This window comes from Pseudomonas sp. MWU13-2105 (assembly GCF_023242315.1).
GTDB lineage: Bacteria > Pseudomonadota > Gammaproteobacteria > Pseudomonadales > Pseudomonadaceae > Aquipseudomonas.
This window is the reverse complement of record NZ_JALLIY010000005.1, coordinates 241721-263250: the sequence shown is the minus strand read 5'-3', so window position 1 is coordinate 263250 and position 21530 is coordinate 241721. Positions and strand designations below refer to the sequence as shown.

Here is a 21530-nt window from a genome sequence, read left to right as displayed (position 1 = left end):
GCTTACATGACAGATAAAAAGATCGACTCCAACCTGATCTCCGGCCAGGAAAGCCTGAGGGTATTCGAAGGCCTCAATCGCGGCATGTCGCGCCGCAGTGCCTTGCAACTGCTCGGTGTGGCCGGGGTGGCCGCCGCCGGCACCGGCAGCCTGTTCAGCGCCGCCGGCAAGCTGTTTGCCGATGACGCCGCGAGTCCCGGCAAAGGCAAGCCGGGTGGACGGATTCGGGTTGCCGGCATGTCCAGCTCCACCGCCGATACCCTGGACCCGGCCAAGGGGGCGCTGTCCACCGACTACGCGCGCCACTATATGTTCTACAACGGCCTGACCCGTTTCGACAGCCACCTGGTGCCGCAACTGGAGCTGGCCGAGCGCATCGACAACGTCGATGCCACGTTGTGGACCATCACCCTGCGCAAGGACGTGACTTTCCATAACGGCAAAACCCTGAGCGCCGCCGACGTGGTGTTCTCGTTGTCGCGACACAAGGATCCGCTGACCGGCTCCAAGGTCATGCCGCTGATGGAGCAGTTCACTGAAATCAAGGCCACCGGCGCCAATGAAGTACAGATCCGCCTGAGCGCGCCCAACGCCGAGCTGCCGTCGATCCTGGCGGTCTCGCACCTGCTGATCGTTCCAGAGGGCACCACCGACTTCAATCAAGGCATCGGTACCGGGCCGTTCAAGGTCAAGGAGTTCAAGCCAGGCGTGCGTTCGATTGCCGTGCGCAATACCGGCTATTGGAAACCGGGCCTGCCTTACCTGGACGAGATCGAGTTCATTGCCATTGCCGACGAGCCGTCGCGGGTCAACGCGCTGCTCTCGGGCGACGTGCACATGATCAACGAGGTCAATCCGCGCTCCACCACGCGAATCAAGGCCAGCGCTACTCACCGTGTCGTGGATGCGCCGTCGGGCAACTACACTGACTTGATCATCCGCCAGGACCAGATGCCCGGCAAAAGTGCGGAATTCACCCAGGCGATGAAGTACCTGATGGACCGCGAGCAGATCAAATCCGCCGTGTTCCGTGGCTTTGCCGTGGTCGGTAACGACCACCCGATTGCCCCCGGTTCGCGCTATTACAACGCGGACCTGCCGCAGACCGTCTACGACCCGGAAAAAGCCAAGTTCCTGCTGAAGAAAGCCGGCATGGACAGCATCAGCATGCCGCTGGTGGCTTCGCCGGCGGCAACCGGTTCGGTGGATATCGCCGTGCTGCTGCAGCAATCGGCGAAACAGGCCGGGCTCAAGCTCGACGTCAACCGCCTGCCCAGTGACGGCTATTGGTCCAATCACTGGATGAAACACCCGTTGAGCTTCGGCAACATCAACCCGCGGCCAAACGCCGACGTGATGTTTTCGCAGTTCTTCCAGTCGAGCGCGCCGTGGAACGAATCCGCTTGGAAGAACGAGCAGTTCGACCAGTTGCTGATGCTTGCCCGCGCTGAAACCGACGATACCAAGCGCAGCAAGATGTACGCGGACATGCAGACCCTGGCGCATGACCACTGCGGCATCGGCATCCCGGTGTTCATCAGCAACATCGATGCCGTCGACCAGCGCGTCAAGGGCTATGGCAGCAACCCGTTGGGCGGTTTCATGGGCTACATGTTCGCCGAGCAGGTCTGGCTGGACGCCTGATCGGCTGCCGCGGGTTTTTGCCAGCGCTGCATTGCAGGAGGAGAGGGCGATGAATAGCAACACACTGTGGCTGATCGGCCGGCGTCTGGGCGCCGCGATCGTGACCTTGTTGATCGTCTCCATGGTGGTATTCGCCATTACGGCGGTACTGCCGGGAGACGCGGCGCAACAGGCGCTGGGGCAGTTTGCCACGCCAGAACAGGTGGCGGCCTTGCGCCTGAAACTGGGGCTGGATCAGCCGGGTGTGTTGCGTTACCTGCACTGGTTGATAAGCCTGCTCAGTGGCGACATGGGGCTGTCTGTCTCCAACGCCATGCCGGTCAGCGACTTGATGGCCGGTCGGGTGCCCAACACCTTGATGCTGGCGGCCGCCACGGCGCTGGTGTCCGTGCCGGTGGCCCTGGTTCTGGGCATCGGTTCGGCCATGGGTCGTGGCGGGCGCATCGACAGTATCCTCAGCTTTGTCACCCTGGCGATGGTCGCCGTACCGGAGTTCCTGGTGGCAACCCTGGCGGTGCTGATTTTTGCGGTGAACCTGGGCTGGCTGTCGGCGCTGTCCTATGCCAGTGACATCACCTCACCCCTGCAATTCCTGCGCACTTACGCCTTGCCGGTGATGACGCTGTGCTGCGTGATCGTCGCGCAGATGGCCCGGATGACCCGGGCCGCGGTGATCGATCAACTCGACAGTCCTTATGTGGAAATGGCCCGGCTCAAAGGAGTGAGCCCGATGCGCATCGTGCTGCGGCATGCCTTGCCCAATGCCATCGGACCGATTGCCAATGCCATCGCCCTGAGCCTGTCCTATCTGTTGGGCGGGGTGGTGATTGTCGAGACGATTTTCAACTACCCCGGCATCGCCAGCCTGATGGTCGATGCCGTGACCAACCGTGACATGGCCCTGGTCCAGGCCTGCACCATGCTGTTTTGTACGGCGTACCTGGGGTTGGTGCTGATTGCCGACCTGTGCGCGATTCTGTCCAATCCGAGGCTGAGAAACCAATGAACAATTTCATTGTTAAATCGACGCCGGGTACCCCCGACCTGTCGGCCGGCAAGGTGTCTCATGGCCCGGCCTGGCTGGGTTTGATTGGCGCCGCGATGTGCGTTATCTGGTTGCTGGTGGCGATTTTCGGCCCATGGCTGGCGCCGCACCCGGTGGGCGAGGTGGTCTCCGACAATGTCTTTGACAGCATCGGCGCCGCTTACCCGTTTGGCACCGACTACCTGGGCCGCGACATGCTCAGCCGTGTCCTGGTCGGCGCGCGTTTCACCGTCGGCCTGGCCTTGATTGCCGCGGTGTTGGCCAGTGGCCTGGGCACCGGTTGCGCGTTGCTCTCGGTGGTGTCGCCCAAGTGGCTGGACGAAGTGATCAGTCGCTTGATGGACGCCTTTATCTCGATTCCGAGCAAGATGCTGGCGCTGATCATGGTGTCGGCGTTCGGCTCCTCGGTCACCCTGCTGATCTGTACGGCGGTGCTGAGTTTCTGCCCCGGCGCCTTCCGTATCGCTCGCAGCATGGCGGTGAATATCGAGGCGCTGGAATACGTGCAGGTGGCCCGTACCCGTGGCGAGCGTCGGTTGTACATCGCTTGTGTGGAAATCCTGCCGAACATGCTCAACCCGGTGCTGACCGACCTGGGGCTGCGATTCGGTTTTATCGTGTTGCTGCTCAGCGGCATGAGCTTTCTCGGCCTGGGGGTGCAGCCACCGGATGCCGACCTCGGCTCGCTGGTACGGGAAAACATCGGCGGCCTCAACCAGGGCGCGCCGGCCATCGTGATTCCGGCACTGGCCATCGGCACCCTGACCATTGGCGTGAATCTGTTTATCGACAGACTGTCGTCCCGACGTAGTCGCCGTACGGGAGGTCATTGAAATGAGTGAGTTGATTCGGGTCGAAGACCTGCGCGTAGTCGCCTGTGGCGAGCGCGGCGAGGTGGAAATCGTCAAGGGTGTGAGCTTTTCCCTGGAAAAAGGCGAAGTGTTGGCGTTGATCGGTGAGTCCGGTTCCGGCAAGACCACCATCGCCCTGGCGCTGCTCGGGTATGCCCGGCGCGGCTGCCGGTTGTCGGGCGGCGTGGTGCAGGTCGGCGAGCACGACATGCTGGCGTTGAGCGAGCGCGAACTGCAAGGTCTGCGTGGCAACCGGGTGTCGTATATCGCCCAGAGCGCGGCGGCGGCGTTCAACCCGGCGAAGCGGCTGATCGATCAAGTGGTGGAGGGCGCCTTGATTCATGGCCTGGGCAGCCGGGCCGTGCTCGAAGCCAAGGCCATCGAGTTGTTCCGCGACCTGGCCTTGCCGGACCCGGATCACATCGGCCAGCGTTACCCGCACCAGGTCTCAGGTGGGCAATTGCAACGGGTGATGGCGGCGATGGCGTTGATCAGCGATCCGTTGCTGGTGGTGCTCGACGAGCCGACCACCGCCCTCGACGTGACCACCCAGATCGACGTGCTGCGCGCCTTCAAACGAGTGGTCCATGAGCGTGGGGCAACGGCGGTCTATGTCTCCCACGACCTCGCCGTCGTGGCGCAGATGGCTGACCAGATCGTGGTGCTCAACGGCGGCCAGATCTTCGAACAGAGTGCCACCGCGCCGTTGCTCAAGGGCCCGGCCCATGAGTACACCCGCAGCCTGCTGGCGGCGGCGCGGCCCGATACGACGATCCGTCCGCCCAGCGGCCTGGCCGAAGACGAACCGTTGTTGACGATCAAGGGCCTGACCGCCGGCTACGGCAACAAAAACCTGCAGGGCATGCCGTCGATCCGCGTGCTGGAGGACATCGACCTGACGGTACGCCGGGGGCAGGCCATCGGGGTGATTGGCGAGTCGGGTTCCGGTAAGTCGACCCTGGCACGGGTGGTGGCCGGACTGTTGACCCCGGCGTTGGGAGGGCTGACTTTCGATGGTCAGCCACTGGGCGGCAGTCTCTGCGAACGCAGCCCTGAGCAGTTCCGACGCATTCAGATGGTCTTCCAGAACGCCGACACCGCGCTCAACCCGATGCACAGCGTCGCTACCATTCTGAGCCGCCCGCTGAAGATGTATTTCGGCCTCAAGGGCGCCGCATTGCGTGAGCGTATCGGTGAACTGCTGGATCTGGTGCGGCTGCCGCGAGCCATGGCCGAACGGCGTCCCAATGAACTGTCCGGCGGGCAGAAGCAGCGGGTCAACCTGGCGCGGGCGCTGGCGGCGAAACCGGACCTGATCCTCTGCGACGAGGTGACCTCGGCACTCGACACCGTGGTCGGCGCGGCGATTCTCGAACTGCTGCGCGACCTGCGCCAGGAGCTGGGGGTTTCGTACCTGTTCATCAGCCACGACATTTCCACCGTGCGCGCGCTGTGCGATGACATCGTGGTGATGTACAGCGGCCACAAGGTCCAGGCTGGCACCCGGCAGTCATTTGCCCAGGCTCCGTTCCATCCTTACACCGACCTGTTGATCCATTCGGTGCCGGAACTGCGCCAGGGCTGGCTGGAGAACTGCGGCACCACCTGCGGCGAACTGCCGCCCATCGGCGCGAAGGCCAATGTGCCGGAGTTGTGCACCTTCCTCAATCGCTGCCCGGTACGGGTGGACGGCCTGTGCAATCACACCGCGCCGAACCGCCGGATCATCGAGGGTGGCAGTGAAATCCTCTGCCACCACGACAGCGCCGAGCTGCTCAAGACGCAGCAGGATTTGAACATCATGATCCAGGGAGCCTATGCATGAAGGGGCGTTTTGTAAGACTGGCCGAGCAGGGCCGGCCGACCGTCAAACTGCTGGTGGACGGCGCACCGATCGAGGCCTTGCAGGGCGATACGCTGATGGTCGCGTTGCTGACCCAGGGTGCTGCGTTGCGTCAGTCGGAGTTCGATACGGGGCGTCGTGCCGGTTTCTGCCTGATGGGCGCTTGTCAGGATTGCTGGGTCTGGACCCGCGCCGGCGAGCGCCTGCGCGCCTGTTCCAACGAAGTCCGTGAAGGGCTGGATATTCTCACCACGCAACCGGAGGCGATATGGCCACTGCACGGATAGTCATCGTCGGCGCCGGGCCGGCGGGTATTCGCTGTGCCGAAACCCTGCTGGCCGCCGGTTTCAAGCCGATCCTGATCGATGAGAATCGTCGCGATGGCGGGCAGATCTATCGTCGTCAGCCGCAAGGCTTTACCCGCGATTACGCCACGCTGTATGGCAGCGAAGCCGCCAAGGCCCGGGACTTGCACATGAGTTTCGAGCGCTTGCGCGGGTCGATCGATTACCGCCCGGACACCCTGGTGTGGAACCTGACACCGGGGCAGCTGTGCTGTGTCAGCCAGGGCAAACACTCGACCGTGGATTACGACGCGCTGATCCTGTGCACCGGTGCCACCGACCGCTTGATGCCGATCGAAGGCTGGCAGTTGGCGGGCACCTACAGCCTCGGTGGCGCGCAAATCGCGCTCAAGTCGCAGGCGGTGTCCATCGGCCACCGCGTGGTGTTCATGGGCAGCGGACCGTTGCTGTATCTGGTCGCCAGCCAGTATCTCAAGGCTGGTGCCAAGGTCGCGGCGGTGCTCGACACTTCGCCGCTGGGCAAACGCATCGCTGCCTTGCCAAAGCTGCTGGCGCGTCCCGGGCTATTGTTCACCGGAATGAAACTCCTGGCGCAGTTGTACCGGGCGAAGATTCCAGTACACCTGGGCATCCAACCCCAGCAAGTGCTGGGTGACGCCGCCAGCGGAGTCAGTGGCGTGCGGCTGCGGACAGCGGCGGGGGCAACCTTGAACGTGGCGTGCGATGCCGTCGCCTTGGGTTATCACTTGCGCCCGGAAACCCAATTGGCGGACCTGGCCGGTTGTCGCCTGCGCTTCGATGAGGCTTCCAGCCAGTGGTTGCTGGCCACCGATGACGACGGTCGGACCTCGGTGAGCGGCGTGTATGCCGCCGGCGATGGCTCGAGAATTCGTGGCGCGGATGCCGCCGAACACGCCGGACGCCTGGTGGCCATGGCGCTGCTGGAGGATTTGCACAAACCGGTGAATGCCGGCTTGCGCGATGAGCAACGCCAGGCGCTGGCAGTGATGGAGCAGTTTCGCCTGGGCCTGGCCCAGGCGTTCCCCTGGCCGTCGGCGCAAGCCAAAGCCTTGCCGGATACCGCCATTGTCTGCCGGTGCGAGATGATCAGTGCCGGCGAGTTGCGGCGCACGGTCAGCGAAAAGGGCGCCTGTGAAGTCAACCGGGCCAAGGCCTTCAGCCGGGTCGGCATGGGCCGTTGCCAGGGCCGTTACTGCTCCCAGGCCGGGGCCGAGGTGATTGCCGCCGCGGCGGGGGTTAGCGTGCAACAGGTCGGACGCCAGCGCGGGCAGGCGCCGGTCAAACCGCTTTCGATGCTCACCGAGGAGGTGTCGCCATGACGCTACACAAAGCCGATGTGGTGATTGTCGGTGGTGGCCTGATGGGCGCGGCGGCGGCGTTTTTCCTGCGCCGGCGCGGGCGGACGGTGATCCTGCTGGAGCGCGACCAGATTGGTCAGTACGCCAGCGGCGTGAACTTCGGCAACGTCCGGCGGCAGGGGCGTTTCCTTGGGCAGCTTGAGCTGGCGAATCGCTCCTGGGCGTTGTGGAAGCGCTTGCCGGAGCTGATCGACGACGACCTCGAGTTCATTGCCAGCGGGCATATGCGGGTGTGCTACCGCGAAGATGAAATCGCCGAGCTCGAAGCCTATGCCGCCGCCCCCGAAGCCGCGCAACTGGACCTGAAGATCTATCGCGGCGCGGACCTGCGCCAGCGTTTCCCGTTCCTGGGGCCAGATGTGAAGGGCGGCTCCTACGCGCCCCACGACGGCCACGCCAACCCGCGTCTGGCGGCTCCGGCATTTGCCCGGGCGGCACGGCGTATCGGCGCACGGATCGAGGAACAGACAGAAGTGGCCGAGGTGCAGAAGGTCGGCGGCGAATTCAGTATCACCACCACCGATGGTCGCCGGTTCAGCGCCGAACGCCTGCTGATTACCGCCGGTGCCTGGGGGCAGAAACTCTCGGCGCAATTCGGCGAGCCGGTCCCGCTGGACACCCACGGCCCACAGATGGCCGTCACCGAACCTGTGCCTTACGCCTTGCCAACGGTGATTGGCGTGTACACCAAGATTCCCGAGGAAGTGATTTATTTCCGTCAGATTCCCCGTGGCAACATCGTCATCGGTGGCGGCTACCGCAGCAAACCGGACATGCTGACCCGGCGGGCCCAGGTCGAGCCGCGCAGCATCCTCAACCAACTCGGGCAGATGCGTCGCCTGCTGCCGGGAGTCGGCAACCTGAACATTATCCGGGTCTGGAGCGGTATCGAAGGTTACCTGCCTGACTCCCTGCCGGTGATGGGCCCGAGCGGCACCGTCGACGGCTTGTTCTATGCCTTCGGCTTCTGTGGGCACGGTTTCCAGCTCGGCCCGGGCGTCGGCGATGTGATGGCCGAACTGATCAGCACCGGCAGCACCAGCACTTTGATCGAGCCGTTCTCCATCCGCCGGTTCGCCCTTTCAGCCGAGCAACGGAGCAAGGCCTCATGAAACCCCGTGTACTGGATATTCTCAAACGCCTGCTGGCTTTCGACACGGTGTCTTCGGAGTCGAACATGGCCTTGATCGAGTACGTCCGCGACCTGTTGCTGAGCAAGGGCATCGAGTCGCTGATCGTCAAGGATGAAACGGGTAAAAAGGCCAACCTGTTCGCCAGCACCGGCCCTCGGGAATTGCCGGGGATCCTGCTCTCCGGGCACACCGACGTGGTCCCGGCGGCGGGCCAGGCCTGGACCTTCCCGGCGTTTCAGGCGACGGTGCGGGACGGCAAGATTTATGGCCGTGGCAGCTGCGACATGAAGGGCTTCATTGCCCTGGCCATCGACACCATGCTCGAGGCGGCGGACAGTCCGTTGAGCCGGCCGCTGCAACTGGCGCTGTCCCATGACGAAGAGACCGGTTGCGTCGGCGTGCGGCGTTTGCTCGATGTGTTGCACCTGGCCCCGGTACGGCCGTTCCTGTGCCTGATCGGCGAGCCGACCCAGATGCAGTTCGTGCTCGGACACAAGGGCAAGGGTTCCTACCGCACCTATTGCCGGGGCCTGGAGGCTCACTCATCGCTGGCTCCGCACTCGGTCAATGCGATTCACCTGGCCTGTGATTTTATTGCCGTACTGCGTCAAAGCCAGCAGCAGTTGCAAGAGCAGGGCGCCCAGGATGCCGACTACGATGTGCCTTACAGCACGGTGCATGTCGGGCATATCGTCGGCGGCAGGGCACTGAACATCGTGCCCAACCTCTGTACCCTCGACTTTGAAGTGCGCAACCTGCCGGCGGACGATCTGGATCAGTTCCTGGAGCAGATGCGCGAGCGTGCACAAGTGATCGTGCGCGAAGCCAGGCGCCTGTCCAGTGTCGCGGACATCGAAATCGAAACCCTCAATGTCTACCCGGGTCTCGACACCCACCCGAGCGTCGAGGCGGTGCGCTTCCTGAAGAACTTTGCCGCGCCGGATACCAGCACCGCCAAAGTCTCTTTCGGCACCGAAGGCGGGTTGTTCAAGCAACGTCTGGATGTCCCGGTGGTGGTCTGCGGGCCGGGCTCGATCGAACAGGCCCACAAGCCGGACGAGTTTATCGAGATCAGCCAGATGGAGGCCGGGGAGCGGTTTCTGCAGGGGCTGCTGGACTCCCTGAAACGGTAAGGCCGCTTGGCGACTCCTTTGCTGCCCGCCACGATAAATAGCCAATGCCCATCAGTAGAGCCTGCCGTCCCATCCGGTTTTTCAGCATCCGACACTGTCGTCGTGGCGCTTTCAGCATCCTCGTCCGTGGCTCCTCCCTAGACTGGAGCGTGTCTCGGATCAGGACCTCGACCATGCTCAAGAATCGTTTGCAAGACCCCGGCCTTTTGGCACAACTCGCCTATATCGATGGGCAGTGGATCGGCGCTGACAACGCCGCGACCCTGGATGTCAGCGACCCGGCCAGCGGCCAGTTGCTTGCCCGCGTACCGGCGATGCAAGGCGCGGAAACCCGTCGCGCCATCGAAGCCGCCGAGCGGGCCTGGCCGGCCTGGCGCGCCCGCCCGGCGGCGGAGCGGGCGGCGCTGCTGGAACGCTGGTATCAGGCCATGCTCGACAACCTCGACGACCTGGCACTGATCATGACCTGCGAGCAGGGCAAACCGTTGAACGAGGCCAAGGGCGAAATTCGCTACGGCGCCGGTTTCGTCAAATGGTTCGCCGAGGAAGCCCGGCGGGTCTACGGTGAAACCATGCCGGCCCCCAGCGGCGATCGCCGGCTGCTGACCCTCAAGCAACCGGTGGGCGTGTGCGCCGCGATCACCCCGTGGAACTTCCCCAACGCGATGATCACCCGCAAATGCGCACCGGCACTGGCGGCGGGCTGCCCGATCATCGTCAAGCCCTCGGACCTGACACCGTTGTCGGCCCTGGCCCTGGCGGTGCTGGCCGAGCGGGTCGGGATTCCGCCGGGGGTATTCAATGTGCTGACCGGGATGCCCGCGGGTATCGGTGAAGAGCTGACCGCCAACCCGACCGTCCGGAAGATTTCCTTCACCGGCTCCACGGCAGTCGGCCGCCTGCTGATGCGCCAGAGCGCCGAACACATCAAGCGCCTGAGCCTGGAGCTGGGCGGTAATGCGCCGTTCATTGTGTTCGACGACGCCGACCTGGAGCAGGCGGTGGCCGGCATCATGCTCAGCAAGTTTCGCAACGCCGGCCAGACCTGCGTCTGTGCCAATCGCATCCTGGTGCAGGACGGCATTTACGAGCGGTTTGCCCGGCGACTGGTGGAGGAGGTGGGCAAGCTCAAGGTCGGCAACGGCCTGGACGCCGATGTCACTATCGGCCCGCTGATCAATGCGGCCGCGGTGAGCAAAGTTGCCCGACATATCGATGATGCCTTGAGCCAGGGCGCGCGCTTGCTCTGTGGCGCGATTCCCGAGGGCGACAGTCAGTTTGTCCAACCCACCGTGCTCGGCGAAGCCCATGCCGGCATGTTGCTGGCCAACGAAGAAACCTTCGGCCCGGTGGCGCCGCTGATGCGTTTTACCGATGAAGCCGAAGCGCTCGCGCTGGCCAATGCCACGCCTTATGGTCTGGGCGCCTACTATTTTACCCAGGACCTGCGTCGTTCCTGGCGTTTCGGTGAGGCACTGGAGTTCGGCATGGTCGGTCTCAACACCGGGATCATTTCCATGGAAGTCGCGCCGTTCGGAGGGATCAAACAGTCGGGCCTGGGCCGTGAAGGCAGCAAGTACGGCCTGGACGAGTACCTGGAAGTCAAAGCCTTCCACATCGGTGGGCTGTAACCCCAGTCACGATGGCACAGACATTTGCGAGGCATGATTGATGAGCAAGGCATTCAGAATCGCCGCGATTGCCGGCGATGGCATCGGCAAGGAAGTCCTGCCGGAAGGGTTGCGGGTACTGGAGCAGGCCGCGAAGAAATGGCAGTTGGACTTGAGCATCGAAGTGCTCGACTGGGCCCACTGCGATTACTATCTGGAACACGGGCAGATGATGCCCGACGACTGGTTCGAACAGCTCAAAGGCTTTGACGCGATCTATTTCGGCGCCGTGGGTTGGCCGGACAAGGTGCCCGACCACATTTCCCTGTGGGGCTCGCTGCTCAAGTTCCGTCGGGACTTTGACCAGTACGTGAACATCCGCCCGGTGCGCCTGTTTCCCGGTGTGCCGTGCCCCTTGGCCGGGCGCAAGCCGGGGGATATTGATTTCGTGGTGATCCGCGAGAACACCGAGGGCGAGTACTCCTCGGTCGGCGGCAAGATGTTCGCGGGCACCGAGCATGAGTTCGTCTTGCAGGAATCGGTGTTCACCCGGCGTGGCGTGGACCGGATCCTCAAATTCGCCTTCGACCTGGCCCAGACCCGACCGAGCAAACGCTTGACGGCGGCGACCAAGTCCAACGGCATCGCCATCAGCATGCCATATTGGGACGAAAGGACGGCCTTGATGGCCGAGCGGTACCCGGACATCACTTGGGACAAGCAGCATATCGACATTCTGTGCGCACGCTTCGTGCTGCAACCGGACCGCTTTGATGTGGTGGTGGCGTCGAACCTGTTCGGCGACATTCTTTCCGATCTCGGCCCGGCCTGTGCCGGGACCATCGGTATCGCGCCGTCGGCCAACCTCGATCCCGAGCGACGTTTTCCGTCGCTGTTCGAACCGGTGCATGGCTCGGCGCCGGACATCTACGGGCAGAACATTGCCAACCCGATTGCGATGATCTGGTCCGGGGCATTGATGCTCGATTTCCTGGGGAACGGTGATGAGCGCTATCGCGCCGCGCATGACGGGATCCTGCTGGCGATCGAACGGGTGATCGCCGACGGGCCGATCACGCCGGACCTGGGCGGGAAGGGCTCGACGCAGGAGGTGGGCAAAGCGATTGCCGAGCGTCTTTGACCCATGTCACTGATCCACTGTGGCGGTGGGCAAGCCCGCTTCCACCGTGGACCTGTGCCGTGCTCAATAACCCCGGGTAGGATCGATCTCGCCGACCATCGGCTCGCCACGCTGATGTCGCCGAATGTTCTCCAGCAACACCCCGAACGCACTTTCCGGCTGGGTCATGGCCGCGATGTGCGGGGTCAGCAGAATCTTCGGATGGTGCCAGAACGGATGATCCGCCGGTGCCGGCTCTTGCTGCAGTACGTCGATGACCGCACCGCTCAGTTGCCCGCAGTCCAGGGCCGCCAGCAGATCGCTTTCCACCAGATGCCCGCCACGGCCCATGTTGATCAGCGCCGCGCCCTGGGGCAGTTGGCGGAATAGTGTGTCGTCGAGAATGCCCTGGGTCTGTTCGGTCAGCGGCAGTACGCACAATAAGATATCGCACTGGCCCAGGAACGCCGGCAGTTGCTCGTCGCCTGCATAGCAATCCACCCCAGGCACCTGATGGACGCTGCGGGCCCAACCCGACAACGCAAATCCCAGGGGCTGCAATGTCGCCAGAATCTGCCGGGCCTGGGTCCCGAGGCCCATGATACCGATCCGACGCCGGCTCGCCGGTTGCAGCAAGTGCGCCTGCCAGCAGCGAGCCGTTTGCTGCTGGCGATAACGGAGCATGTCCCGGTGCAGGCTCAGCACGGCGAAACTGGCGTATTCGCACATGCCCCGGGTGATGCCCGGATCCAGCAGGCGCACCAGCGGCAAACCGGCTGGCAAGCGACCGAGCTCCAGTTGATCGACCCCGGCGGAGAGGGCGAACAGCACTTTGAGATTGGGCAGTAATGCCTCGAGATCGTCGGGCGCCTGCCAGGCGGCCAGGTAGTCGATGTCCGCGGGGTTGCCGATGTCCGGCCAGGCGCGCCATTCGATATCCGGGGCGTGTTCGGCAAACAGCGCTTTCCACTGTTCGCCGCGTACGGGGTCAGCTTTATACAGCAGGGCCATGGGCATTTCCTGAACGGGTGAAGGTGTCCTCCATCATCGCGCAATGCCGGCGCAGGATCTTTCGAAAGCACCGGGCTAAACGGGTTACGCGACGTTCTATTGGCGCGGCTCCAGCAGATTCGGCGCGCTGAAGGAATCTGCCGTTTGGCAGGGTGAAAACAGTTGATCCGAATTTCTCAGGGAGCAAGTTCGGCGTAGATCGTTTCGCGCAAGGCTTAACCTGAACAGCATCGCAACCACCTCCCGGTTGCCGGACTCACGATGGGAAATGCCATGAATAGCAAAGTCGACGAAACCCCTCATTTGCTCCGTCAGCGCGATCAATTCGTGCCGCGTGGCTTGGTTACCGCTCACCCGTTGGTGATCGATCGCGCCCAGGGTGCCGAATTGTGGGACGTGGACGGCAAGCGCTACCTGGACTTCGTCGGCGGTATCGGTGTGCTGAATATCGGCCACAATCATCCCAAGGTAGTCGCGGCCGTGCAGGCCCAATTGCAAAAGGTCTCCCATGCCTGTTTCCAGGTGGTTGCCTATAAGCCTTATCTCGACCTGGCCCAACGCCTGTGCGAAATGATCGGCGGCCAGGAAGCCTACAAAGCGGCGTTCTTCACTTCGGGCGCCGAAGCCGTGGAAAACGCGATCAAGATTGCCCGCGCCCACACCAACCGTTCGGCCGTTATCGCCTTTCGCGGCGGCTTCCACGGTCGCACGCTGCTCGGCACCACCCTGACCGGCATGAGCCAGCCTTACAAGCAGAACTTCGGCCCCTTCGCACCGGAGGTGTTCCATACCCCCTACCCGAATGCCTATCGTGGCGTCAGTAGTGACATGGCGCTCAAGGCGCTCGACGAGTTGTTGGCGACTCAGGTGGCAGCGGAGCGGGTCGCGGCCATCATCATTGAGCCCGTGCAGGGTGACGGCGGGTTCCTTGCGGCCCCGGTGGAGTTTCTTCAGGCACTGCGAGCCCTGACTGAAAAGCACGGCATCGTGTTGATCCTCGATGAAATCCAGACCGGTTTCGGCCGTACCGGCAAATGGTTCGGTTTCCAGCATGCCGGGATCCAGCCGGATCTGGTGACGGTGGCCAAGAGCCTGGCGGGTGGCTTGCCGCTATCGGGGGTGGTCGGCAAGGCGGCGATCATGGACGCCCCTTTGCCAGGCGGCCTGGGTGGCACCTACGGCGGCAATGCCTTGTCCTGCGCCGCGGCCCTGGCGGTGATCGATGCCTTTGAGCAAGAGCAATTACTGGCTCGCGGCGCAGCACTGGGCGAACGTTTGCGCCAGGGGCTGCTGCGTTTGCAGGCGCGTCACGGGCAAATCGGCGACGTGCGCGGCAGCGGTTTCATGCTGGCGCTCGAGTTGGTCAAGGATGACGAGGCTCGTACCCCGGACGCTGACTTGAACCAGCGCCTGATCGACGAGGCCCGGAACGGTGGTTTGCTGGTCATAAAATGCGGTGTCTACCGCAATGTTCTGCGCTTCCTCGCTCCGCTGGTGACCACCGAAGAACAGATTGACGAAGCGCTACGAATTCTCGACGGCGCATTGGCACGCGTCTTGAACTGAGCTGGTGCCCGCTCGGGGCGCTGCCACCAGGCATCGCCCGTGGGCGTTTATGGAGCATGGATAGATGAAATGCATCATCGGAGGCTTTGCACACCATGGGGCTGACTGAATATCGGGCATTGCTCATTGATTGCGACGAGGTTCTGGTCGATCGCGATTCGGGGGTCTGGGCGGCATTGCAACCATTGCTCGACAGCCGAGGCGGTCACTCGGACAAGGAACAGGTACTGGCTGAGTACGCCGAGGTCGTGCGTGGGCTTTATCCTCGGTTCGCAGAACTGGGCTTCAGTGGCTCGCAGTGTTTCGCCCATCGCCAACTGGCTGAACGCTGGGGGCTGAAAGCCAGTTGGGAGGAGGGGATGAGCTTTGCCCGCTCGGCAGCCAACTGGTCGCTGTTCGAGGATGCGCCGGGGGCGATGTTGTACCTGCGCAAGTTCTATCGCTTGCTAGTGCGGGGCGACCGCGATACGGAAGATCGAGGGCTGCTCTGTGAGCGGTTGGGGATCACGCCCGATGATTTCATTTCATTGGCCAGCGATCCTTTGCTCGATCCAGAATGGCTGAAGAACAATGAGCTTGAAGTCCGGCACGTTCTGCAAGTGACCCGGCCCGCGGCCGTCGGGTCGGCGACCCGGGACGTGTGCCTGATCTGTCGAGACCCGGCAAAGCGCTCCTCGCCCTGTGCCGCGGACTACTGCATCAATAGCATGGCGGATCTGGTAGCGCAGCATCAGCTGTCTTTACGGCGCTGATTTTGCTAGAAGATTGTCTTACAAACGGCAGTCAAGAGGTAGGCAATGGAAGGTTTAGTAAAACTGGACCGGATCGACATCAGCATCTTGGTTGAGCTGCAAAAAGATGGGCGCATGACCAACGTGAGCCTGGCCGATGCAGTGGGATTGTCGGCCAGCCCCTGCCTGCAACGGGTCAAGCGGCTGGAGTCGGCCGGGTACATTTCCAGCTACAAGGCACACCTGAACCTGGCGAAGATCACCGATTCGGTCACGGTCTTCACCGAGGTCACGCTGAGCGACCACAAACGCGAAGACTTCGCCAAGTTCGAGTCCAATATCCGCCTAGTGGACGAAGTGCTCGAATGCCATCTGATCAGTGGTGGCTATGATTACCTGGTGCGCTTCATGACCCGCAGTATCCAGCATTACCAGGAGGTGATCGAAAGCCTGCTGGACAAGAATATCGGTATCTCCAAATACTTCAGCTACATCGTCATCAAATCCCCCGTGCTCAAGGACGGTGTGCCGCTGCGCAAATTGCTGCGGCACTGAGCTGGCTTGGTGCACATCTGCACTACCCCTGAAGGGCGCAGCGGGCGGCACCATGGGACTCAAAATCCCCCCGCAAGTGTTTCTACTCAGGCGCTCTTGCTGCTCAGCCTGTCAATCAGGGCCTGGGCTGCCGGGCCGGAAGAAGCCGGGTTTTGGCCGGTGATCAGCAGGTCATCACTGACCACGTAGGGCGCCCAGTCCGCTCCTTTCGAATAGTGGCCGCCCAGCGCCTTGAGTTCGTCCTCGACCAGAAATGGTACTACGCTGGTCAGGCCAACGGCTTCTTCCTCGGTATTGGTGAAGCCTGTGACGCCCTTGCCCGCGACCAGCGGCTGGCCGTCAGGCGTCTTCACATGGCGCAGAACACCGGGCGCGTGGCAGACAAGGGCGGCGGGTTTGCCGGCCGCGAGGAAGGCCTCGATCAGTTGGATCGAATGTTGGTCTTCGGCCAGGTCCCACAGCGGGCCGTGGCCGCCCGGGTAGAAGATCGCGTCGAAATCGGACGGCGAGACGCTGTCCAATCGCACGGTGTTTGCCAACTGCCGGGTTGCCGCTGCATCCGCCTCGAAACGCCGGGTCAGCTCAGTCTGGCTTTCGAGTTCGTTGCTCTTTGGATCAAGCGGTGGCTGGCCGCCCTTGGGAGAGGCCAGCACGATTTCGGCTTTGGCCTGCAGAAACGCGTAGTACGGCGCTGCCAGCTCTTCCAGCCAGAAGCCCGTTGGGCGACCGGTATTGCCGAGCGTGTCGTGTGAGGTCAGGACCATGAGAACTTTCATTGCGAGATTCCTCTTTAGCATTGGATGTGGACACACCTTAGTCTTCGAGTAGACCAGTCGTCTAGTGTTTTTTTGAGTTATTTCAAGTCGGCTCCCAAGGGGCACGGGGAATCCCTTGGGATTCGGCAACCGAGACTGGCTGAATCGAGGTGTTTTCAATCAGTTGCTCAAGCGGCTTGCGATCCGCTTGAGCGAAGAGGGCAGGCGCGCCCCGGGACAGGTCAGGACAACTGAAGTATCTGGCGAGTGGTTGCCAGCGCGTTTTCGAAGGGTTGGGTGCTTTTGGTGATCTTCACCATGACACTGGCGCCTACCCATAACTGATAGAGGCTCTGGGCCACGGCGTCAGGCTCCTTGCAAGGTGGCAGTGAGCGATCCGCGACGCCGGCTTCAATGGCCCGCCCCAGCCGGTCGATGATGCCGGCGGTGCCGCGCTTGAGTACCGCGCGCATGCTCTCGGAAAGATCAGCGACTTCAACGCCCAACTTCACCGCAAGGCACTTGCCCTGGCAGTCGAGAAAGGATTGGGTTTCCTGCCAGATGTGCCAATAGTTCATCAGGCGCTGGCCCATGGTCGGGCCAGGCTCGCCCAGCGTCCGGTCAAGATCGGCGAGGTAATCTTCGAAATAGCTTTCGAGCAACGCTTCGCCAAACGCGTCCTTGGAAGCGAAGTAGTGGTAGAAGGATCCCTTGGGAACGCCGGCAGCTGCCAGGATTTCGTTCAGGCCGACGCCCGAATAACCTTTGGCGGCCATGATGCGCTGGCCGACATCAAGAATTCCCTGGCGGACATCAGAGGTCCCACGTGCGGTAGAAGTAGTCATGAACGAATCGTATCACGCTAGCAGATCGGTCTACTAGGAACTCGCCGCAGGGCTTTTCCCAGGTTCCGTGAGTGAACGAAAGAACCGCTCTGTCCGGAACTTCTTTATTCAAGGTCGTCTACATTGCAGTGGGGATATGCCCCTTTTTGAGAAGATCGATATGTTCAAATCTCGCTCGTTGATTGCGTTGCTGACTTGTTTTGCCCTGGTAGCGGGCTCTGCCAGCGCTTTGGCTGATCCGGGTAACGGGAAAGGCCAGGGAAACGGCAAGGGTTACTCGGAGGATGTCCAGGACCCAGGTAATCAGGGCGGCCACGGCAAGGGAAAAAAATCAGCTGGTGGCGATTGGGGGCACGGGCCGAGCATCGATCGAGGAAGCGTCCTCGGCGTGATTGGCGGACACCGCGATTACTGGAGTCCCGGGCCAGCATTGCCGCCGGGTATCCAGAAAAAACTGGCCCGTGGAAAACCTCTTCCACCGGGCATCGCGAAAAAGTTGGATGGTCGACTTGTGGGGCAACTTCCGCGCTACGACGGATATGAATGGCAGCAGGCCGGGCCTGACTTGATTCTGGTGTCGATCGTGAGCGGCATCGTCTATGAAGTGCTGAGTGGCGCTTTGAATTAATGGTGGCCTGCACTGATTCACTCTGTGATCTACCAATGCCAAGTCAAAGAGAAAAGCTCGCATTAACTTTGTAATAGAGCATGGTGGTTTCCGTTGGTCGCTTATCTTTGAACAACACGTAACCAATTGTGTCGGAGATAACGCAAATACTAACTTTTACGGAAGCCATCATGCGTTTGAAAAAGAAAAGCCTGGTTGCCATCATGTCGTGCACCCTGATGTTTGCCGCGGCCCCTTTGTTGCCGGCTGAACTGTCCATCATGGCGTCTGCCTATGCCAAGGAGGGTGGTGGCAATGGCGGTGGTAACGGTGGTTCTGGTGGTGCTGGCGGACATAGTGGAGAGGGAAGTGGTCATGCCGGTACCGGCCACTCGGCCAGCTCCAAGAGCAATGGCCTCGCCGAAGGCCAGGAAACCGATCATGACGGCAAGGCTGTCCGCGATCATGGCGTGAGTGGTGCTCACATTGGACGCGCCCATAAAACCTCTCGTGGCCATGGGATCGCCACGTCGCATGTCGCCCATTCCAAAACCACCCGAGGGCTGTCGAAAGCCACGGCGATTTCGGCCACTACGCCAGGTGATCACAACGACAAAGGGTTGAGCCAGGCCGGTATTTCAACCGCCAAGTAAAGGCGATTGGTTGCTTGATCAGATCTGGGGTTCGCAAGGAATGAGAGCCACCAGATCCGTGGCACCGACATCGATACCCGCCTGTGACAACAAGGTGGTCACCTGCCCGCGATGATGGGTCTGGTGGTTGAAGAAATGCATGACCAAGCCATAAAAGTCCTTTTCAGCCGCTACACCCTTCATGTTCTTGTAGTGGAGCGACTGATCCAGATCCGACTCGGTCACGGAGTGGCCCCAGTCGATAATGATCTGATCGAGCCATGCGCGATGCACCGCAAGCGCATGGAAACTGGCAAACAGCAGTTGGTCGAGGCGCTCGGGTGTGGGCAACTGCCGAATCGGCTCCAGGCTCGGATACCGCGCCGGATGCCGGGCGAATCGCTGTAGCCAGACCCTGTCCCCGGCCGCCAGGTGGTTCAAGGTTCCGAGAATCGAGCCAAAAAAGGCTTTCCTGTCGGCGCCCAGCTCCTCTTCGGACAAGCCCTTGGCCGCCTCATAGAGCTTGGCGTTCATCCACTGGTTATAGCTCGCCATCAGGCAGATATGGCTGGTCCGGTTCACCGCGTTCATCCTCTGATCATTTGACGAGCGCCACCACTCATCAGCACCGCCAGTCTAATACCATCGCCTTCTTGAAGCCCACCCAGAATGGCATATGCTGTCAGCATCAAGCCGTGCATACCGTGGCCTACGGCACCCACACACGCCCGGAGCGAATCGCCGCACTATTCTCGACACGGAAGAGAGAACGCCGTCGAATCAGCCGAGAGAGGTCGTCCATTTGCACCACACTGAAGTTGGACGTTTAAAGCTGTTGCACGCTCTGGAGGTGCTCGACACCGCGGCAGAGCCGGTTTTTGATCGACTCACGCGATTGCTGGCGACCACGCTTGAGGTGCCCATTGCGCTGATCTCGCTGGTGGACAACGATCGTCAGTGGTTCAAGTCCAGGGTCGGCATGGACGTCAGGCAGACCCCCCGGGATATCTCCTTCTGCACGATTGCCATAGAGCAGGAGCGGACGATGGTGGTCCTCGATGCGCTGAGTGATCCGCGTTTTTCGTCCAGTCCGCTGGTGACCAGCAATCCACGTATCCGTTTTTACGCCGGCACGCCGATCCGCTCCATCGAGGGCTATGCCCTGGGTACGCTCTGTGCGATGGACTGCAAGGCGCGGACGTTCAGCGATCAGTCACGGCAGATCCTCGAGGATTTTGCCGGGCTGGTCAGCCGGGAATTCCAGATGCGCGAGGCCGCGTTGCTGTCCCGCTCGCATATCACCCATTCCGCGGCAGCCTTCGCGGCCAGCGAGGCGCGCCTGAAAACCGCCTTTGCCCTGGCCCCCACGGGCATCGCGGCGGTCGCGGGCAACGGCCGCTTTCTCAGTCTCAACAGTGCGTTCTGTTCCATCGTCGGCTACGAAGCCGACGAACTCATGAACCTGAGCTTCCAGGACATCACCCACCCTGACGACCTGGACAGTGACTTGAATCTGTTGCGCCAGTTGAACCACGGCGAAATCGATCGTTATCAGCTGGAGAAAAGGTATCGGCACAAGGATGGCTCCTCGGTCTGGGTCGACCTGCATGTGGCCAAGCTGCTGTCGGTGGACGGCGACCTGGAGTACTACATCGCGACGGTCCAGAACATCCAGCGCCGCAAGGAAACCGAGGCGTCCCTGCAGGCGTTGCGGCACAGCCTGGAGCAGCGCGTCGAGGAGCGCACCGCCGAACTGCTGCGGGCCAATGAAATGCTGTCCCATACCATGCTTCAACGGCTGCACGCCGATCGCGAGCTCAGGCAGCGCGAGGCGGAGCTGTCGGCGGTGCTGGAGCACGCCAGCGATGCCTACGTGAGCATCGATGAGTCCGGCGCGGTGCGGGCCTGGAATCGCATGGCCGAAACGACCTTCGGCTGGTCCCGTGATGAAGCCCTGGGCCAGTCATTTGAACAGTTGGTCATCCCCGAGGCCGTGCGCAAGGGGCATCTGGCAGGTTGGCGGCAGTATCTCGTCACCGGTGACGATGAGGCTTTGCGCCAGCGCCTGGAGATATCGGCGCTGCGGCGTGACGGCATGGTCTTTCCGGTCGAGGTGCGGATCAGTCCTGTCGAAATCGACGGGCAGCGTTTTTTCAGCGTTTTCCTGCACGACATCACCGAACGCAAGGCCATGGCGGAACGCCGCGAGAAAGAGGCATTGACCGATACCCTGACCGGATTGCCAAACCGCCGCTCCTTGCTCGAATACCTGCCTAACGCGATGGCCAGGGTCCGCCGGGTCGGCGTGCCGCTGGGCGTGCTGTTTCTTGACCTCGATGGCTTCAAGGCAGTGAACGATACCTTCGGCCATGAAATCGGCGACCTGTTGCTGCAGGCCGTGGCCGAGAAACTGAAGAGCAGCCTGCGGGAGACGGATGCGGTGTTTCGCTTGGCGGGTGATGAGTTCACCGCGGTGGTCGAGGGCCAGTTCGGGGGGACCCAGGACGCCGAGCAATTGGCGTACAAACTGATTCAGTTGATCAATGAGCCGGTGCTGATCGGTACGGCCAGCGTGCAGGTGGGGGTGAGCATCGGGATTGCGGTGTTCCGGCGTGACGATCCGCGAACCGCGACGCAGTTGTTGCGCGAGGCGGACAGCCGCATGTACGAAGCGAAGCAGGCGGGCAAGGGCCGCTTTGCCTCACAGCAGCGCTGAAACGCGCTGCCGTGGGGCGTCTCGCGGGAAGAGCCGGCCCTCCAGTTGA

Annotated in this window: 20 protein-coding genes; 16 read left to right on the top strand and 4 right to left on the bottom strand. The window is 62.1% G+C overall.

What is annotated here, in order from left to right:
• Positions 1 to 6: 6 nt before the first annotated feature.
• The 10 genes from M5B96_RS09375 (at position 7) to M5B96_RS09330 (ending at position 12084) form a co-directional block, all read left to right on the top strand.
• Positions 7 to 1644 (top strand): ABC transporter substrate-binding protein, encoded by a 1638-nt coding sequence (locus tag M5B96_RS09375; RefSeq protein ID WP_248796397.1) that lies wholly within the window; start codon positions 7 to 9, stop codon positions 1642 to 1644.
• A 49-nt stretch (positions 1645 to 1693) separates the two neighbouring features.
• Positions 1694 to 2650, top strand: a complete 957-nt coding sequence (locus M5B96_RS09370) for an ABC transporter permease (protein WP_248796396.1) — start codon at positions 1694 to 1696, stop codon at positions 2648 to 2650.
• Positions 2647 to 3522 (top strand): ABC transporter permease, encoded by an 876-nt coding sequence (locus M5B96_RS09365; protein WP_248796395.1) that lies wholly within the window; start codon positions 2647 to 2649, stop codon positions 3520 to 3522. Before M5B96_RS09370 ends, M5B96_RS09365 begins: the two co-directional genes overlap by 4 nt.
• 1 nt (position 3523) lies before the next feature.
• Positions 3524 to 5365, top strand: a complete 1842-nt coding sequence (locus M5B96_RS09360) for an ABC transporter ATP-binding protein (RefSeq protein WP_248796394.1) — start codon at positions 3524 to 3526, stop codon at positions 5363 to 5365.
• Positions 5362 to 5670, top strand: coding sequence for a (2Fe-2S)-binding protein (locus M5B96_RS09355; RefSeq protein ID WP_248796393.1), 309 nt, complete (start codon positions 5362 to 5364; stop codon positions 5668 to 5670). The genes M5B96_RS09360 and M5B96_RS09355 overlap by 4 nt, the downstream gene beginning before the upstream one ends.
• Positions 5652 to 7028 carry an NAD(P)/FAD-dependent oxidoreductase gene (locus M5B96_RS09350; RefSeq protein WP_248796392.1) on the top strand — a complete coding sequence of 459 codons (1377 nt, stop codon included), beginning with the start codon at positions 5652 to 5654 and terminating at the stop codon, positions 7026 to 7028. The genes M5B96_RS09355 and M5B96_RS09350 overlap by 19 nt, the downstream gene beginning before the upstream one ends.
• Positions 7025 to 8179 (top strand): NAD(P)/FAD-dependent oxidoreductase, encoded by a 1155-nt coding sequence (locus M5B96_RS09345; RefSeq protein WP_248796391.1) that lies wholly within the window; start codon positions 7025 to 7027, stop codon positions 8177 to 8179. Before M5B96_RS09350 ends, M5B96_RS09345 begins: the two co-directional genes overlap by 4 nt.
• Positions 8176 to 9333: an acetylornithine deacetylase gene (gene argE / locus M5B96_RS09340; RefSeq protein WP_248796390.1), complete on the top strand. Its 1158-nt coding sequence runs from the start codon at positions 8176 to 8178 to the stop codon at positions 9331 to 9333. Before M5B96_RS09345 ends, argE begins: the two co-directional genes overlap by 4 nt.
• A gap of 173 nt (positions 9334 to 9506) precedes the next feature.
• Complete coding sequence (locus M5B96_RS09335) at positions 9507 to 10964, top strand: NAD-dependent succinate-semialdehyde dehydrogenase (RefSeq protein WP_248796389.1); 1458 nt, start codon at positions 9507 to 9509, stop codon at positions 10962 to 10964.
• 40 nt (positions 10965 to 11004) lie between these two features.
• Positions 11005 to 12084, top strand: a complete 1080-nt coding sequence (locus M5B96_RS09330) for a tartrate dehydrogenase (RefSeq protein ID WP_248796388.1) — start codon at positions 11005 to 11007, stop codon at positions 12082 to 12084.
• Between the two features lie 63 nt (positions 12085 to 12147).
• On the opposite strand, the gene M5B96_RS09325 is transcribed toward M5B96_RS09330, so the two are convergent.
• Entirely contained in the window at positions 12148 to 13074 is a 927-nt protein-coding gene (locus M5B96_RS09325) for a 2-hydroxyacid dehydrogenase (RefSeq protein WP_248796387.1), read from the bottom strand.
• Between the two features lie 273 nt (positions 13075 to 13347).
• On the opposite strand from M5B96_RS09325, the gene gabT reads away from it, so the two are divergent.
• From gabT to M5B96_RS09310, 3 genes are all read left to right on the top strand, one after another.
• On the top strand, positions 13348 to 14640 hold the full coding sequence (gabT, locus tag M5B96_RS09320) for a 4-aminobutyrate--2-oxoglutarate transaminase (protein WP_248796386.1): 1293 nt from the start codon (positions 13348 to 13350) through the stop codon (positions 14638 to 14640).
• Between the two features lie 95 nt (positions 14641 to 14735).
• Positions 14736 to 15392: an HAD family hydrolase gene (locus M5B96_RS09315; protein ID WP_248796385.1), complete on the top strand. Its 657-nt coding sequence runs from the start codon at positions 14736 to 14738 to the stop codon at positions 15390 to 15392.
• 45 nt (positions 15393 to 15437) lie between these two features.
• Positions 15438 to 15926, top strand: coding sequence for an Lrp/AsnC family transcriptional regulator (locus M5B96_RS09310; protein WP_100943735.1), 489 nt, complete (start codon positions 15438 to 15440; stop codon positions 15924 to 15926).
• Between the two features lie 86 nt (positions 15927 to 16012).
• Here M5B96_RS09310 and M5B96_RS09305 read toward each other — a convergent pair whose 3' ends face one another.
• Complete coding sequence (locus M5B96_RS09305) at positions 16013 to 16702, bottom strand: type 1 glutamine amidotransferase domain-containing protein (protein WP_248796384.1); 690 nt, start codon at positions 16700 to 16702, stop codon at positions 16013 to 16015.
• Between the two features lie 221 nt (positions 16703 to 16923).
• Positions 16924 to 17526, bottom strand: a complete 603-nt coding sequence (locus tag M5B96_RS09300; RefSeq protein ID WP_248796383.1) for a TetR/AcrR family transcriptional regulator — start codon at positions 17524 to 17526, stop codon at positions 16924 to 16926.
• A 160-nt stretch (positions 17527 to 17686) separates the two neighbouring features.
• On the opposite strand from M5B96_RS09300, the gene M5B96_RS09295 reads away from it, so the two are divergent.
• On the top strand, positions 17687 to 18154 hold the full coding sequence (locus M5B96_RS09295; protein ID WP_248796500.1) for an anti-virulence regulator CigR family protein: 468 nt from the start codon (positions 17687 to 17689) through the stop codon (positions 18152 to 18154).
• Between the two features lie 170 nt (positions 18155 to 18324).
• A complete protein-coding gene (locus M5B96_RS09290; protein ID WP_248796382.1) occupies positions 18325 to 18786 on the top strand; it encodes a hypothetical protein in 462 nt (153 codons plus the stop codon).
• Between the two features lie 18 nt (positions 18787 to 18804).
• Here M5B96_RS09290 and M5B96_RS09285 read toward each other — a convergent pair whose 3' ends face one another.
• Entirely contained in the window at positions 18805 to 19347 is a 543-nt protein-coding gene (locus M5B96_RS09285; protein ID WP_248796499.1) for a DinB family protein, read from the bottom strand.
• 253 nt (positions 19348 to 19600) lie between these two features.
• Between M5B96_RS09285 and M5B96_RS09280 the strand changes: the two genes are divergently transcribed.
• Complete coding sequence (locus M5B96_RS09280) at positions 19601 to 21481, top strand: PAS domain S-box protein (protein WP_248796381.1); 1881 nt, start codon at positions 19601 to 19603, stop codon at positions 21479 to 21481.
• The last annotated feature ends 49 nt before the right edge of the window (positions 21482 to 21530 follow it).